This is a genomic window from Enterobacter sp. 61D5 (assembly GCF_034107965.1).
GTDB lineage: Bacteria > Pseudomonadota > Gammaproteobacteria > Enterobacterales > Enterobacteriaceae > Enterobacter > Enterobacter cloacae_M.
Map to the genome: position 1 here is coordinate 435,245 of NZ_JAWNFK010000006.1, position 18,111 is coordinate 453,355.

An 18,111-nucleotide genomic window follows, 5' to 3' on the forward strand; every position below is an offset into this window, starting at 1 on the left:
CGCGGGGATCGCTCCCCGCGGCGTTGGTTTACGCAATTAACAGCTGATGGTTTGCCAGCAGCGTCGCCAGATCCGTCTGCACGCCGTTCAGCGTCACCAGGGTGGTTGGCGAGAACTGACCGCCGGTACCGTCCAGGTCAACCTGGATCTCGGTATTACTGCCGTTCTGCACCACGCGGATGTAATCGCTGATATTGCCCGCGCTGCTGTCCAGCGTGGCCACGCCGTTCACGTAGCTCGCCGAGCCCGTGCCGGTGTAGCCGCTGCCGGAGAGCAGATCGCGCAGGTCAATACGATCCGTGTCCGCCGTCCCTTCCCAGGTGCCGACGGTAAAGCCGTTCACCACGTCGTGACCGTTACCGCCCGTTGCGTCTGAGGCATTGATCAGCTTGTAGAGCAACGTATCGTGACCGCCGCTGCCGATGTTGAAGGTGTCGTTCCCGCCGCGCCCTTCGAACTGGTTATCACCGCTGTTGCCGGTAATGACGTCGTCGAAGTCCGAGCCGTTAATGCCTTCAATGTTCAACAGCCGCGTGGTACCGAAGCCGGTGTCCTGCGCGGTTGAAAGGCGCAGGTCAACGGTCACGCCGGAGGTCGCGTTGCGGTAATCCACCACGTCCATCCCGCCGGTGTTGCTCCAGGTATCGTAGTCGGAATGGGTATTCCAGCCGCCGGAGCCGTTGTAGGTATAGGTGCCATCCTCTGCAATAAAGGTGTCGTTATACCCGGTCCCGGTGATGGTCCCGCTGTGACCGCCGGTGGCGGCTTCGGCCGTCAGGACATAGCCCTCTTTGCCATTGCCTGCCTCCAGGCCGCTCCAGGTCACATTGTCCGACACGCCGTTGGTGATCTTCAGGATCTCCGCCGAGTAGGTCTCATTCGGATCCAGACCGTAGAAGCTCACCAGCGCAGAGGTATCGTTCGACCCGATACCGGACTGGGCGTTGATGATCTGCGAGGCCACCAGCACGCCCGCAGAGTTGTACAGCTTGACCGTGTTGCCGTAGTAGGCGTTGATGCCCTCGCTGTCGACAATGTGCAGATGCATCGCGGTGCCGTCAGCAATGGTTTTGCTGTTTTGCACCAGCACCACCTTGCCGTTCTGCTGAGACACCAGCAGATCCTGAGCGCCGTCCCAGTTGTAGTCCACAGCCGCCACGCCGGTGGCGTAGGCAATGCCGGATGCCAGCTGGCTGGAGTTCCAGGTGGAACCGTAGCCGTTGTTGGTGAACAGCGTCGCCGTTTGCGCCCCGCCGTAGGTGCTGAGCTTGATGATGTCCATCTGCCCGTCACCGTTCCAGTCCACCGCCACTGACAGATAGCCGGCCGTGGCGTTAGAGGCTTCCACCGCGCTCTTGGTGGCAGAGAGCTTCCCGGTCCCGTCGTTGTAGTAAATCACCCCGCCGTTGTTGTTGTAGCTGCTGCCCAGGTACAGATCCATATAGCCATCGCCGTTGAAGTCCGCCCACGTCATGGACGCCGCCGTGGTGGTATTCGAGGCGTTTACCACAAACACGTTGGTCAGGTTCTGGCCGATAGAGAGCGTGCCGTTACCGTTGTTGTTGATCACGGTTAACGAGTACGCGCTGCTGCGGTTGGTGTGCTGAACCACATCCACGGTGCCGTCATTGTTAATATCGACGCCGGAGATTTCACGCATGGTAGTGAACTGTCCCCAGAAACCCGCGCCGCCGTTGGTGCCGTCAGGCGAGAGTACCCCGTTTTTGTTGATAAGATAGGTTATGGAGTCCGCGCCGGAGTCACCGTACGCCAGATCCAGATAACCATCACCGGTTTTGTCGTAAGCAATCACGCCGCCGTACCAGATGGTGGTGCCCATCGCCAGCTGGCTGGCGTTATAGGTGCTGCCATCGTAGGTCCACATCACCTGCGTTGACCCCGCGTAGGTATTTTCCGTCGCGAAGATATCCTGCGTGCCGTTACGGTCAAAGTCGGCGGCGGTCTGGCTCACCACGTAGTAGTTACGGGTATTGGTCAGCGTATTTCCGGCATAGGTCGAACTATCGCTGCTGGAGTACGACTGGCCGTTAGCAATGATATTCCACAGACCGCTGCTGTTAATGCCGAGGGTCATGGTGGAGTTGTTGCTGTTCCCCGCCGTGGTCGCCCAGTCGGTATTCACCGAGGTCGTATCGATCACCAGGCTGCCTGTCGCCGTGCCCGTGGTATTGCCGTTACCCGCGCTGCTCTTCACCTGCGCCGTCACGCTGTAGCTCGACACGCTCAGCGCATCGCTGTCCGGGATCTGCAGATACCAGGTGTTGTGATCCGGGTCGACCACCACCGCGCCGCCGGTCTGCGAGGTGTAGGTTTTTCCGTTCACCGTCACCACCAGGTATTCACCGTTCACCAGGTCAGCGGAGACGGTACCGCTGACAATCGGCGTGGTGTCCGACGTGGTCTGTGCGGTAATCGCCGCCGTGGTGGTCGGGATGCTGGTATCAACGTTCAGCACAAAGCCGTCGGATTCCGTGTAGTTACCGGCCCTGTCGGTGACGCGCACAATGTAGGTGTGGTTACCGTCGCTCAGGCCGTTGTCCTGGAAGGACCAGCTTGCGCTGCCGTTCATGGTCACCTGGCCGAGCAGGACGCCGTCACGATAGAGCTGCACAATTTCACCGTCGTCCGGGGCGCGGTTAAGCGTCCCGTTGATCAGCGGCGAGTTATCGTCTGTTGCCACCGAGCTGCCAAAGGTGCCCTGACGTTCGCCTTCTCCGTCGGTATAGCTCACTACCGTGCCTACCGTGGTCGGCGGCGTGGTGTCCACCGTCACCAACTGAGAGGCGGTGGAGCCAACGTTGCCCGCCTGGTCGATAATCCGCACCTGGTAGGTGTAGTCCCCGTCAGGCAGATCGCGGGTATCGGTGTAGCTCCAGCGCTGGTTGGTGACCGTGGCGTCTGACCAGGTATTCCCGCCGTCCAGGCTGATCTGTACGCGCTCGTCGTTTGCCAGCGCGCTGCCCAGCGAACCGTTGATGGTCAGCGTGGTGTCCATGGTGATGAAATCACTGCCGGACTGGCCGGTATCGTCGCTGATGCTGTCGATGGTGATGCCGTACTGCGGCGCCTGGGTATCCACCGTCACCGCCTGCGAGGTGGTTGCCCCAACGTTCCCCGCCTGGTCGACGACCCGCACCTGGTAATTATGGCTGCCGTCGGTCAGGGTACGCGTATCGCTATAGCTCCACTGCGTACCGCTTACGGTGGCGTATACCCAGGTGCTGCCGCCGTCCATGCTCACCTGCACGAATTCACCCGCGCCAAGTTCAGCGCCGAGCGTTCCGTGCAGCGTGTACGAGGTCGAACTGGTCAGGAAGTCGTTATTGTCGAAGCCGGTATCCACGGTGATGTTATCCACGGTCACCGTAATCGCCGCATCCGGGGCGACCGTATCGACGGTCACCTGCTGATGGGCGCTGGCCCCCACGTTACCGGCCGCATCCACCACGCGGACGTAGTAGTCATAGGTCTGGTTACCCAGCGTGCGGCCGTCCACGTAGTACCAGCTGTTGCCGGTGACGATCACGTTCTGCCAGGTGACGCCGCCGTCAATGCTGATCTGGGCATACTCGCCGTCGGCCAGCGTCGCGCCGAGCGAGCCGTGCAGCGTCAGGGACGTATCGCGAGTGATAAAGTCGCTGCTGCTCAGGCCGGTATCGTCGCTGATGCTGTCGATGGCGATGGTTTTGCTGGCGTCCGGGGCAACGGTATCAATGGTCACCACCTGAGAGGCGGTGGCGCTGATGTTGCCCGCGTCGTCGATCACGCGCAGCTGGTAGTTGTAATCGCCGTCGGCCAGCGTGCGGCCATCAACATACGTCCAGCTCAGGCCGCTGACGCTGACGTCGGTCCAGGTGACGCCACCGTCGAGGCTGATCTGCGCGTGGTCGCCGCTGCCCAGCGCCGCGCCGAGCGTCCCCTTCAGGCTGATCTGGTTGTCGCTGGTGATAAAGTCGCTGCCGGACAGACCGGTATCCTGCGTAATGGAATCCACGGTAATGGTGGTTGCCGCAGGCTTCGTCAGGTCAATCACCACGTCCTGGCTGTACGTCGCCCCCACGTTGCCCGCGTTATCAATCACGCGCACCTGGTACTGATACGTGCCGTCCGTCAGGGTGCGGCCATCGGTGTAGCGCCAGGTGGTGCCGGTCACGGTCAGGTCAATCCAGGTGACGCCGCCATCCAGGCTGATCTGCGCCTTCTCGTTATTGCCGAGCTGCGCGGTCAGGGAGCCGTTGACCACGACCTTAGCGTCGTTGGTGATGAAATCACTCGCGCTCAGGCCGGTATCGTTTTGCAGTGAATCAATACCGATCCCCATCGACGGCGCGGTGAGATCCACGGTGACGGTGTGGTTATCGCTGGCGCTGTTGCCGATGGTGTTGCTTACCTGCGCGTTAATCACGTACGAACCGCCGTCTGCCAGCGCGGTCACGTCTGCGCTGCCGACCGTATAGCTCCAGGTGCCGTCATTCTGGACGGTAGCCGCATAGGTTTTACCGTTCAGCGTAATGGTCACCGTCTGGCCTGCCGGCGCGTCGGTGGTACCGCTGATGACCAGCGGCGTGCCGTGCTCGGCGGCGTTGACGATATCGTCCTGCGCAAAGGTGTTGATGGTGATGGTTGGGACATCGCCGTTCAGCGTCACGTCGTGCGTTGCGCTGCCCGGGTTGCCCGCCCTGTCGCTTACCGAAGCGGTGATGGTGTAATCTCCGTCGCTCAGGCCGAGGAAATCACGGCCCGGCACGAAGACCGACCAGGATCCGTCCGCCCCGACGGTCGCCTGATAGCTGTGCCCGTTGAAGGAGACGGTCACCGTCTGGCCCTGTTCCGCCGTGGTGGTGCCGCTGATGGTCTGACCCGCCAGCTGCTCCGCGTTGTTGACGATATCGTCATCGGCCACGGTGCTGATGGTCACGGTTGGCGCGACGGTATCTACCGTTAAGGTGTGCGTGGTCTGGCCGCTGTTACCGGCTTTGTCGTTGACCGAGGCGGTCACCGTCAGCGCGCCCTGGCTCAGGGCGGCCAGGTCTGCCGCCGGCACGTCGAGCGTCCATGTGCCGTCGTTTGCCACGGTTGCAGTGTAGGTTTTACCGCCCAGCGTCACGGTGACGGTCTGACCCGCTTCCGCGCTGGAAGAGCCGTGCACGGTCAGCGGCTGCTGCGCTTCAAGCGCGTTCAGCATGTCGTCACCCGACAGCGTCGCAATGCTCACGACCGGCGCGGTGGTATCCACGCTGATGCCGTGCGTCGCCGACGCGCTGTTGCCCGCGCTGTCCTGCGCCGACACGGACACATGATAGCTCGCGCCATCGGCCAGGGCGCCCACGTCGGCGGCCGGTACGGTGGTCGTCCAGCTGCCGTCGCTCTGGATGGTGGCCGTATAGCTCTTGCCGTTCAGCGTCACGGTGACCTGAGTCCCGCTGGCGAACTGGGCGCTGGAGCCGTTAATCACCAGGGACGAACCGGCTTCAGCCGCGTTGATGACGTCATCGCCGCTAACGGTGTTGATGGTCAGCGCCACGGAGGCGGTGTTCACCACCATATCGTGGGTCTGGGTGCTGCTGTTGCCCGCGCTGTCGGTAATCGTCGCGCTGAGGGTCACGGTGCCGTCGTTCAGCGCGGAAATCACGCTGGCCGGCACGCCCACGCTCCAGTTACCGCTGGCGTCAACGGCGGTGGTGTACTGGTTCGAACCGATGGTGATGACCAGCTTATCGCCGACGCTCGCGCCGGTTGCCGTGCCGCTGACGATCTGCGCCTGCCCGTGCTCAACGCTGTTGATGACGTTATCGCCCGCGACAGCGTTAAAGCTGACGGTCGGCGGCGTGGTATCAAGCGTAATCGCTTTGCCCGCGCTGCCCGGGTTACCCGCGGCGTCGCTCACGCTGACCTGCACGGTGTAGCCGTTATCCGCCAGTGCGGACAGGTCGGAGCCAGGCACGTTCACGCTCCAGATACCGCCCTGCTGCACCTGCGCGGTATAGCTCTTACCGCCCAGCGTCACGGTGACCGTCTGACCGACTTCCGCCGTAGTGGTGCCGGAAATGGCCACGCCCGCAGCCGCTTCGCTGGCGTTAATCACGTTATCGCCAGCGACCGTATCGATGCTCACGGTTGGCGCGGTGGCGTCCACGCTGTACTCGCGGCCCGCCGAGGCGCTGTTGCCGTGCGCGTTGGTGACGCTCACCTGCACGCTGGCGTCGCCGTCTTTAAGACCCGCGAGATCCGCAGACGGCACGGTGGCCGTCCAGTTACCGTCGGCATCCACCTTCGCGGTGTACGTCTTGCCGCCGAAGGTGATGGTAACGGTCTGGTTTTCCTCCACGTTCGAGGTGCTGCCGGAGAGCACCAGATCCGCGCCCTTCTCCGCCGCGTTAATCACGTCGTCGGTGGCAATCGCATCGATGCTGATAGCCACTGCTGACAGATCGACGGTCACGTCATGGCTGATGGTCACCGGATTGCCCGCCGCGCTCTGGCCTGCAGCGGTCACGGTAACCGTGCCCGCAGCCAGGGCCCCGACGTCTGCCGCCGGGATCGCCGCGCTCCAGGTGCCGTCTGCCAGCACGGAGGCCGCATAGGTTTTGCCGTTAACGGTCACGGTGAGCGTGGTGCCTGCCGCCAGCCCGTCGCTGGAGCCGGTAACGATCAGGTTCTGCCCGTGCTCGATGCTGTTGATCACATCGTCGCCCGCCACGGTATCAATGCGCAGACCAGGCAGGCTGGCGTCGATAGCGATATCGCGCTCGCCCGCTCCGGTGTTGCCGTGGCCGTTGGTCACGGTCGCCGACACGGTCAAATCGCCGTTGCCCAGCGCCGTCAGGACGGACTCCGGCACGTTCACGGACCAGGTGAGATCGCTCTGAACCGTTGCGGTGTAGCTGTTGCCGCCGATAGTCACGGTTACCGTGTTGCCCGCTTCCGCGTTCGCTACCTTACCGCTGATGGTCTGGCCTGCGGCCACTTCCGCCGCGTTGATGACGTTATCGCCTGCCACGGTGTTGATGGTGACGGTCGGCAGCGCGGTGTCGACCAGCAGGTTAGCCGTATTGCTGACGCTGTTGCCCACGCCGTTGGTCGCAGTCGCACTCAGTGTGTAGTTGGCTTCGCCCAGACCCGCCAGATCCGCAGCCGGAACGGTCAGGCTCCAGGTGCCGTCTGCCGCCGTAGTGGCCGCGTAGTTTTTGCCGTTCAGGATCACGGTCACCACGGTGCCTTCCGCGAGGTTGGCGCTGGTGCCGCTGACGCTCAGATCCTGACCTTTTTCCACCGCGTTCAGCACGTTATCGCCGCTGATGGCATTGAACGCCACGGACGGCAGGCCGGTATCAACGGTCACGTTATGCGTGCCGGTACCGGTGTTGCCCGCCGCGTCGGTGACTGACGCAGTGACGGTTACGGTGCCGTCGCTGAGGCCGGAAATCACGCTGGCCGGTACGCCCACGCTCCAGTTCCCCGCCGCGTCCAGCACGGTGGCGTAAGTCTGCCCGCCAATCGTGACGGTGACCTTATCGCCCGCTGCCGCTCCGGTGGCGGTGCCGCTGACGATATGCGCCTGGCCGTGTTCTGCGAGGTTAATGACGTCGTCGCCCGCCACGGTGTTGATGGTCACCGCAGGCACGGTCACGTCTACCGTCAGAGTATGATCGACCGACGCCGGGTTGCCCGCCTTGTCGCTGACGCTCGCCGTCACGGTCACGCTGCCGTCGCCGAGTGATGCCAGATCCGCCGCCGGAACGCTCAGCGTCCAGCTGCCGTCCGCGCCTGCGGTTGTGGTGTAGTCTTTGCCGTTCAGCGTCACGGTCACTGTCTGGCCCGCTTCGGCGGTGGTGGTGCCGGATACGGTCAGATCGGACTGCGCTTCTGCGGCGTTCAGAATATCGTCAGCCGCAAGGGTGTTGATGGTCACGGACGGCGCGGTCGCATCCACGCTGTACTCGCGGCCCGCCGAGGCGCTGTTGCCGTTCACGTTGGTGACGCTCACCTGCACGCTGGCGTCACCGTCCTTGAGGTGGACCAGATCCGCTGACGGTATGGTGTAAGTCCAGCTACCGCTGTCGTCTACTGTCGCGCTATAGATTTTGCCGTTCAGGCTGATGGTCACGGTCTGCCCGGCTTCCACGTTGGTGGTCGCACCGGACAGCACCAGATCCGCGCCCTTCTCAGCCGCGTTAACCACGTCGTCGGTGGCGATGGCGTTGATGCTGATGGCAACGGTCGCCAGATCCACCGTCACGTCGTGGCTGATGGTGATCGGATTGCCCGCAGAGCTGTCGCCGGTAACGCTGATTTTGACGGTACCTTCCGGCCACGCGCTCACGTCGGTGGACGGGATCGCCGCGCTCCAGGTGCCGTCCGCCAGCACCGTGGCCGCATAGTCTTTACCGTTGACGGTGACGGTCAGCGCCGTGCCTGCCGCCAGCCCGTCGCTGGAGCCGGTGACGATCAGGTTCTGCGCGTGCTCGATGGTGTTGATCACGTCATCACCCGCGACGGTGTCGACGCGCAGGCCCGGCAGGTTAGCGTCGATAGCGATCTCGCGCTCGCCGGTGCCGGTGTTGCCGTGGCCGTTGGTGACGGTCGCCGTTACGCTCAGGCTGCCGTTGCCCAGCGCGGTCAGCACGTCGGACGGCACGTTCACGGACCAGGTGAGATCGTTCTGCACCGTTGCGGTGTAGCTGTTGCCGCCAAGGGTGACGGTGACGGTATTGCCCGCTTCGGCGTTCGCCACGGTGCCGCTCAGGGTCTGGCCTGCCGCCACTTCCGCCGCGTTGATGACGTTATCGCCCGCCACGGTATTGATGGTGACGGTCGGCAGCGCGGTGTCCACCAGCAGGTTCGCCGTATTGCTGACGCTGTTGCCCACGCCGTTGGTGGCGGTCGCGTTCAGGGTATAGTTGGCCTGGCCGAGACCGGCCAGATCCGCTGCCGGAACCGTCAGGCTCCAGGTGCCGTCTGCCGCCGTCGTGGCCGCGTAGTTTTTGCCGTTCAGGGTCACGGTCACCACGGTGCCTTCCGCCAGGTTGGCGCTGGTGCCGCTGACGCTCAGATCCTGACCTTTTTCTACCGCGTTCAGGACGTTGTCATCGCTGATGGCGTTGAAGGCCACCGATGGCAGGCCGGTATCAACGGTCACGTTATGGCTGCCGGTACCGGTGTTGCCCGCCGCGTCGGTGACTGATGCAGTCACAGTCACGGTGCCGTCGCTGAGGCCGGAAATCACGCTGGCCGGTACGCCCACGCTCCAGTTCCCCGCCGCGTCCAGCACGGTGGTGTAGGTCTGGCCGCCGATGGTGACGGTCACCTTATCGCCCGCTCCCGCGCCGGTGGCGGTGCCGCTGATGATTTGCGCCTGGCCGTGTTCTGCGATGTTAATGACATCGTCGCCCGCCACGGTGTTGATAGTCACCGCAGGCGCGGTGATATCTACCGCCAGGTTGTGGTCCACGGACGCCGGATTGCCCGCTTTATCGCTGACCGATGCGGTGACGGTCACGCTGCCGTCGGTTAACCCAGCCAGATCGGCCGCCGGGACGTTCAGCGTCCAGCTGCCGTCTGCGCTGACGGTTGTGGTGTAGTCTTTGCCGTTCAGCGATACGGTGACCGTCTGGCCCGCTTCGGCGGTGGTGGTGCCGGATACGGTCAGATCGCTCTTCGCTTCTGCGGCGTTCAGAATATCGTCGGTCGCCAGGGTATTGATGGTCACGGACGGCGCGGTTGCATCCACGCTGTACTCGCGGCCCGCCGAGGCGCTGTTGCCGTTAACGTTGGTGACGCTCACCTGCACGCTGGCGTCGCCGTCTTTCAGGCCCGCCAGTTCGGCCGCAGGCACCGTGGCGGTCCATTTGCCGTCGGCGTCTACCGTCGCGGTGTAGCTCTTGCCGCCGAAGGTGATGGTGACGGTCTGGTTTTCCTCAACGTTCGAGGTTGCCCCCGAGAGCACCAGATCTGCGCCCTTCTCGGCCGCGTTAATCACGTCATCGGTGGCGATGACGTCAATGCTGATGGCAACGCTCGCCAGATCCACCGTCACATCGTGACTGATGGAAACCGGGTTACCGGCGCTGCTCTGGCCCGCAACGGTCACGGTAGCCGTGCCTGCTGCCAGGGCTCCGACGTCCGCCGCCGGGATGGCCGCGCTCCAGGTGCCGTCCGCCAGCACGGTCGCCGGATAGATTTTGCCGTTGACGGTCACGGTCAGCGCCGCGCCCGCCGCCAGCCCGTCGCTGGTGCCGGTGATAATCAGGTTCTGCCCGTGTTCGATGCTGTTGATCACGTCGTCACCCGCCACGGTATCCACGCGCAGGCCCGGCAGGTTAGCGTCTATCACGATTTCGCGCTCGCCCGTTCCGCTATTGCCCACCCCGTTCGTGACGCTGGCTGACACGGTCAAATCACCGTTGCCCAGCGCGGTCAGCACGTCGGACGGCACGTTCACGGACCAGGTGAGATCGCTCTGCACCGTTGCGGTGTAGCTGTTACCGCCAATCGTCACGGTCACGGTGTTGCCCGCTTCGGCATTCACCACCTTACCGCTGATGGTCTGCCCGGCTGCCAGCTCCGCCGCGTTAATGACGTCGTCACCCGCAATGGTGTTGACGATCACGCCCGGCAGAACGGATTCCACGTTCACGGTGTGCGACGTGCTGGTATTGTTGCCGACGCTGTCCGTCGCTGAGGCGGTGACGGTATAAAGCGCCTCGCCCAGCTGACCGACCTCGTTCGCCGGAACGGTAGTCGTCCATTTTCCGTTATTGTCCACCTGCGCGCTGTACGCTTTGCCGTTCAGCATCACGGTCACCACCGCGCCTGCCGCCAGGCCGGAAGCCGTACCGGATATAGTCAGATCCTGGGTTTTCTCGGCGTTGTTGATCACATCGTCACCGGAAACGGTGTCAATGGTCAGCACCGGCGCGGTCAGATTCACCTCTACGCCGTGCGTGGCGCTGTTGCTGTTGCCCGCTTTATCGGTCAGCGCCGCTGTAATGGTGTAATCTCCGGCGGCCAGCGCGGTAACGTCCGCCGCAGGCACGCCCACGCTCCAGTTGCCTGAGGCATCCAGGGTGGCGGTGTACGATTTGCCGTTGAGGGTGACGGTGACCACGTCGCCCGCCGCCGCACCGGTCACGGAACCCGTGACAATCAGGGCCTGCGCATGCTCGGCGCTGTTGATCACGTCGTCGTTGGAAACGGTGTGGATGGTCAGCTGCGGGACGGTGGTATCGACCAGCACGTCGCGATCCGCAGAGGCCGGGTTGCCCGCCTTATCAGACACGGCGGCGCTGATGGTGTAGTTGCCGTCGGTAATGCCGCTCAGATCCGCGGACGGAACGGTCACGCTCCAGCTGCCGTTTGCCTGAACGGTGGTGGTGTAGTCCACGCCGTTCAGCGTCACGGTGACGGTCTGGCCCGCTTCGGCGTTGGTCACGCCGTTAATAACCAGATCCTGCTGCGCTTCGGCCGCATTGATGATGTTGTTGTCGCTGACGATCTCGATAGACACCGTCGGCGCGGTCGCGTCCACGCTGTACTCGCGGCCCGCGGACGCGCTGTTGCCGTTCACGTTGGTGACGCTCACCTGCACGCTGGCATCGCCGTCCTTCAGGCTGCCCAAATCGGCGGACGGTACGGTCGCCGTCCAGTTGCCGCTGGCATCGACCGTCGCGGTGTACAACTTGCCGCCGAAGGTGATGGTGACGGTCTGGTTTTCTTCCACGTTGGAGGTAGAGCCGGACAGCACCAGGTCCGCGCCTTTCTCAGCCGCGTTGATTACGTCGTCCGAGGCAATCGGGTTAATGCTGATGGCGACTGCCGCCAGATCCACCTTCACGTCGTGGCTGATGGAAACCGGATTACCCGCCGCGCTCTGGCCTTCCACGGTCACGGCAATCGTGCCCGCATTCAGCGCGCTGACGTCCGCCGCCGGAATGGCCGCCGTCCAGGTGCCGTCCGCCAGCACGGTTGCGGCGTAGGTTTTGCCGTTGACGGTCACCGTTAACGCCGCGCCCGTTGCCAGGCCTTCGCTGGAGCCGGTGATAATCAGGTTCTGAGCGTGCTCAATGCTGTTGATTACATCGTCGCCCGCCACGGTATCGACGCGCAGACCCGGCAGGTTGGCATCTATAACGATTTCGCGCTCGCCGGTTCCGGTGTTGCCGTGGCCGTTGGTGACGCTGGCTGACACGGTCAGATCGCCGTTCCCGATGGCGGTTAAGACCGTGGACGGCACGTTGACCGACCAGCTCAGATCGTCCTGAACCGTCGCGGTATATGTATTGCCGCCGATTGAAATCGTGACAGTGTCACCGCTCGCTGCGCCGCTCACTTTCCCGCTCAGAGTCTGCCCGGCAGCCACTTCCGCTGCGTTAATGACATCGTCCGTGGCGACAGGATTGATGGTGACCTGCGGCAGCGCGCTGTCGACCAGCACGCTGTGGCCGGTGCTTGCGCTGTTGCCCGCCGCGTCGGTTACGCTCGCCGTCACGACGTAGCTCGCTTCGCCCAGCGCAGAAACGTTTGCCGCCGGAACGGTGATGCTCCAGCTGCCGCTGGCGTCGGTGGTGGCCGTATAGCTGATACCGTTCAGGGTCACCGTAATGGTGGTTCCGTCCGGCTGGTTGCTGGTGCCGGACACCAGCAGATCCTGGCCTTTCTCGGTCGCGTTGATCACGTCGTCAATCGCCAGGGTATTGATGGCAATCACCGGCGCGGTCAGGGAGACGTCAAACTCGTGCGTCGCGGTGGTGCTGTTACCGGCTTTATCGGTGACGGTCGCGGAGATCGTCTGCTCGCCGTTAACCAGCGCGCCCACGTCCGCCGCCGGAACGCCCACGCTCCAGCTGCCGGACGCGTCCAGCATGGCGGTGTAGTCTTTGCCGTTCAGGGTCACGGTAATCACGTCGCCCGCCTGCGCGCCCGTGACCTTGCCGGAGACGATCAGCGCCTGGCCGTGCTCGGCAATATTCACGACGTCGTCGCCCGCGACGATGTTGAAGCTAATCTGCGGTACGGTGGTGTCGACCAGCACCGAGGAGCCCGCGCTGGCCGGGTTGCCTGCCTTATCGGACACCGTCGCCGTGACCGCCGCGCTGCCGTCGGCGATGCCCGCCATATCCGCCGCCGGAACGTCGAGCGTCCAGCTGCCGTCCGCCTGCACCTGCGCGGTGTACTGATTGCCGTTGAAGGTCACGGTGACCGTCTGGCCCGCTTCGGCAGTAGAGGTGCCGCTCAGGGTCAGATCCTGCGCCGCCTCTGCCGCGTTCAGCATATTGTCATGGCTGATGGTGTTGATGGTCACCGTCGGCGCGGTGGTATCGACGCTGAATTCCTGCGCCGAAGACGCCGCGTTGCCGTTCACGTTGGTGACGGTTACCTGCACGCTGGCGTCGCCGTCCTTCAGGCCGCTCAAATCGGCTGCAGGTACGGTCCAGGTCCAGTCGCCGCTGGCATCCACCGTCGTAGTATAGGTTTTACCCGCAAAGGTAATAGTCACGGTCTGGCCCGCTTCCACGTTAGAGGTGGTGCCGGAAAGCAGAAGATCCTGGCCTTTTTCCGCCGCGTTGAGAACGTTATCGTCGGTCACGCTGCTGATGGTGATGGCGACAGGCGCGAGATCGACATCCACGACGGTGCCGATAGCCACCGGGTTACCGGAAGCATCCTGCGCACTTGCCTTGATATCCAGCGAACCATCCGTCCACTGGGACACATCGGCCGCCGGTACCGCCGCCTGCCAGGTGCCGTCCGCCAGTACCGTTGCCGAATAGGTTTTGCCGTTGATGGTCACGGTCACGGTGCTACCCGCCGCCAGATCGGTGCTGGTACCGGACACAATCAGGTTCTGAGCGTGTTCAATCATGTTGATCACGTCGTCACCCGCCACGGTATCAATACGCAGTCCCGGGAGCTGGGCGTCGATGGTGAAGTCGTGAGAAGAAGATCCGGTATTGCCGTGCGCGTTGGTCACGCTGGCGGATACGCTGAGGTCGCCGTTGCCGAGCGCGGTTAACTGGCTCTCGCTTAACGGCAGGCTCCAGGTCAGATCGTCCTGCACGGTAGCCGTGTACGTCTGGCCGCCAAGGATAATAGTGACAGCGTCACCTGCCGCCGCGTTCATCACCTTACCGGTCAGGATTTGCCCTGCCGCCACTTCCGCTGCGTTAACGATATTGTCGCCCGCCAGCGTGTCGATCGTTACCACCGGCAGCGAGCTGTCCACCAGCACATCGTGCGAGGTTGAGGCGCTGTTGCCTACGCTATCCGTGACGCTCGCCGTCACGGTGTAATGGGCTTCTCCAAGCGCACTTACGGCCGAGGCCGGTACGGTCACGCTCCAGTTTCCGCTGGCGTCAGCGGTGGCGGTGTAGTGAATGCCGTTCAGGGTCACCGTAATGGTCGTGCCTTCCGGCTGGTTGCTGGTGCCAGAGAGAAGCAGATCTTCGCCCTTCTCGGTTGCGTTGATCACGTCGTCCGCCGCCAGCGTGTTGATACCAATGACAGGCGTCACGGTATTCACCACCACATCCAGCGAACTGCTTCCGGTATTACCGGATCGGTCGGTCACGGAGACGTCGATTGTCCAGGTGCCGTCAGTCAGCCCCTGCACGACGGACGCCGGCAGGCCAAGGCTCCAGTTCCCCGCCGCATCCACCACGGTGGTGTAGTCGACGCTGTTAATGGTGATGGTGACCAGATCGCCCGCCGCCGCACCGGTGACGGAGCCGCTCAGGATTTGCGCCTGTGAATGGGCGAGCTGGTTAACGGTGTTGGTGTCGGTGACAAAGTCGTTAATGGTCACCTGCGGTACGGTTGCGTCCACCAGACCCACGCGGTCCGCGCTGCTGGCGTTGCCCGCCACGTCGCTCACGGTGGCCGTCACGGTCACAATGCCGTCCGTCAGGGCACCCACGTCAGCCGCAGGCACGCTCAGCTGCCACGTACCGTCCGCCTGAACCGTGGTCTGATACGTTTTGCCGTTCAGCGTCACGGTGACCGTCTGGCCCGCTTCCGCAGTGCTGGTACCGCTTAAGGCTAAATCCTGCTGCGCTTCAGCCGCGTTGATGATGTTGTCGGCGGTCAGGTTATCGAGCGTAATCGCCGGAGGCTGCGTATCCACCGTGACCACGCGCGCGGCGTCCGCGCTGTTGCCGCTGACGTTAGTGACGCTGACGCTCACCTGCGCGCGCCCGTCGATCAGGGTTTCCATGGCGCTGGCGGGTACGGTCAGGCTCCAGGAGCCATCCTGCTGCACCTGCGCGGTGAAGGTCTGGTCGGCGAATTTTACCACCACGGTCTGCCCCGCCTCCACGCCCTGCGTCTGGCCGGAAAGGGTTAAATCACTGCCTTTTTCTGCCGCATTCAGCAGGTCGTCGCCGGAAACGGTATCAATGGTGACCGCCACGGCGTTCAGATCGAGTTCAATCGGGTGTTCAGCCGCAACGGGATTGCCCCAGGCATCTACCGCGCTGACGCTAACCGTCATGCCGCCTGCCGTCCAGGCCTGCAGGTCCGCCGCCGGAACGCCGATCTGCCAGCTGCCGCTGGCGTTAACCGCGGTGACGTACTCCACGCTGTTGATAGTGACGATAATCTGCGTGCCCGCGGCCAGATGGGTGCTGGAGCCGGTGACGCTCAGATCCTGCTGCTGTTCGATGGCGTTGATCACGTCATCGCCGGAAATGGTGTTCACGCGCAGGCCCGGCAGCTCCGCGTTGATATTGATATCCCGCTCGCCGGTGCCGGTATTGCCGTGCCCGTTGGTGACGGACGCGGTGAAGGTTAAATCCCCGTCGCCGAACGCCTGAAGATCCGCTGACGGGATTTTCACGCTCCAGGTCAGATCGCTGCCAACCGTTGCGGTGTAGCTCTTGCCGCCTGCGGTGATGGAGACGGTATCGCCCGCCGCCGCGCCGGTAACGCGACCGCTGAGGGTTTGATCGACGCCCGCTTCGGCGTTATTGACCAGGTTGTCGCCCGCAAACGTATTGATAATGACCTGCGGAAGAACGGTATCAACCAGCAGATTCGCTTCGGCAGAACCGCTGTTCCCCACGCTGTCGGTCCCGCTGACGCTGACGGTATAAAGCGTGTTCGCCAGATTCAGAACGTCGGAAACCGGCACCTGGACCGCCCAGATACCGTTTTCGACGGTGGCCTGATAGCTGACGTTGTTGAGCGTCACGGTGACGGCGGTGCCGTCCGGCAGGTTGCTGGTGCCGGTCAGGCTCAGGGGCTGCATCGCCTCCTGGGCATTCAGGACGTTATCCTGGCTGATGGCGTCAATCGTAAATTCCGGCGGATGTCCACTCAGCGTAATGCCGTGCGTGGCGCTGCCGGTGTTGCCTGCCGCGTCAGTGACGGAAACCGAAAGCGTGTGGTTGCCTTCACCCAGCGCGCCCAGCACGGACGCCGGAACGCCCACGCTCCAGCTGCCGTCCGCCAGCACCACGCCGGTGAAGGTCTGGCCGCCAAGGGTCACGGTGACCACATCACCCGCGGCGGCACCGCTCGCCTGGCCGGAAATAATGTGCGCCTGGCCCTGCTCGCTGATATTCAGGATATCGTCGCCCGCCACGGTATGGACGGTAACGACCGGCGCGGCGGTATCCACCGTGAAATCTGCCGTCACGGACGAGCCGTTGCCCGCTTTGTCGCTCACGTTAACCGTCAGGGTGTGATTACCCTCATTGAGCGCCTGTACGTCGTTCACATCAAGCGTGACGGACCAGGTGCCGTCGCTGCCCACCGTGGCGTTATAGTTTTTACCGTTCAGCGTGACCGTGACGATCTGACCGGCTTCCGCATTCGTTTTACCGGTCAGGGTCAGCGGCTGATTGTGCTCAGCCGCATTAATGATGTTGTCCTGCGCGAGGGTATCGACAGAGAGGGTTGGCGCGGTGGTATCCACCCCAATCGTCTGGCTTCCGCTGACGGTGTTACCCGCCGCGTCTTTACCGCTAACGTTGACCGTCCAGGTACCGTCGCCCAGCGCCTGCGCGTCCGCCGCAGGCACGTTAACACTCCACGCGCCGTCTGCCCCGACTTCAGCCGCGTAGGTTTTGCCGTTCAGCGTCACGGTGAGTTCGGTACCCTGCGCCAGGTTTTTGCTGGCACCGGAAAGCGCAAAGCCTGCGGATTGCTCGCTGGCGTTCAGCACGTTATCGCCCGCCGTGGTGGCCAGCGTAATGGCGGCATCGGCGGTAGAGACCGTCACGGTGATACTGCCCGCAGAGGTGGTTTTACTGCCGTCGATCTGCACGACCGACCAGGTGTGCTCCCCGTCAGTCTGGGTCGGTAATATTACCGTCCACGTGCCGTCTGTACCGACCATGGTGCTGGCAATGGTGCTGCCGCTGCTGTCTTTGATCTGGATGGTCGCGCCCGGCTGGCCGGTACCGCTAAAGGTTGGGTTGCTGTCGTCCGTGATCTCGTTTGCGCTCAGCACGCCCTGCTTGTCACCCGCTTTATCCGACAGCAAGAAGGTCGGCGTGGCGCTTTCAACTTCTTTGGTATTATCAATGACTTTTGTTTTAGTTTCGCCGTCACCGCCGTTTGCCAGCAGTGCCCCGATGGCACCGCCGCCTAACGCCGCTCCCGCAATCCAGCCCCACGGCGCGTCGCTTAAAACGCTTTCCTGCTCGAGGAAAGGTTGAATGCTGCTAATCGGTGTGGCCTGCGCGGTTAACTCGGTCACCGCAGCGCCTGACGCTTCCCCGGCATCGGCAAAAGAAATATGCGTCAGTTCCTGACGATCGTTGAACACCAGCTCTGACTGATTATGCGTCTCTGGATCTTCGACAAAATAGTTATTGCAGCGAATAACGCTGCCATCTTTCATATAAATGAGGAGGTCTTTCCCCTGGCGGACATAACGCGCCACATCCTGAGCAGAGCCCTGGATTTCAATCACGCTCGGGGATGAAATAGAGACCGACAGATTTCCTTCGCCGGTTAATTTCGTTTTCTCCGCCGTTTTGCGAATGATGACATCAACAACTTTCATGTTACTCATATTCTTCTCCTTGCAGGTGTACGGATTCCTGTGGATATGTCCACCAGACGGATGTAGCTATCCCTGGGAAAAAACAC

General features: G+C 62.9%; 1 protein-coding gene. It reads right to left on the reverse strand.

All coding sequences use genetic code 11. The annotated features are described in order from the left end of the window. Positions 1-28 precede the first annotated feature (28 nt). Positions 29-18,034: an Ig-like domain-containing protein gene (locus tag UTM25_RS07260; RefSeq protein ID WP_320714543.1), complete on the reverse strand. Its 18,006-nt coding sequence runs from the start codon at positions 18,032-18,034 to the stop codon at positions 29-31. Between the last annotated feature and the right edge of the window lie 77 nt (positions 18,035-18,111).

Bases quoted from the DNA above. Each gene is read 5' to 3' on its own strand.
- UTM25_RS07260 (WP_320714543.1), bottom strand. From the start codon at position 18,034: ATGAGTAACATGAAAGTTGTTGATGTCATCATTCGCAAAACGGCGGAG.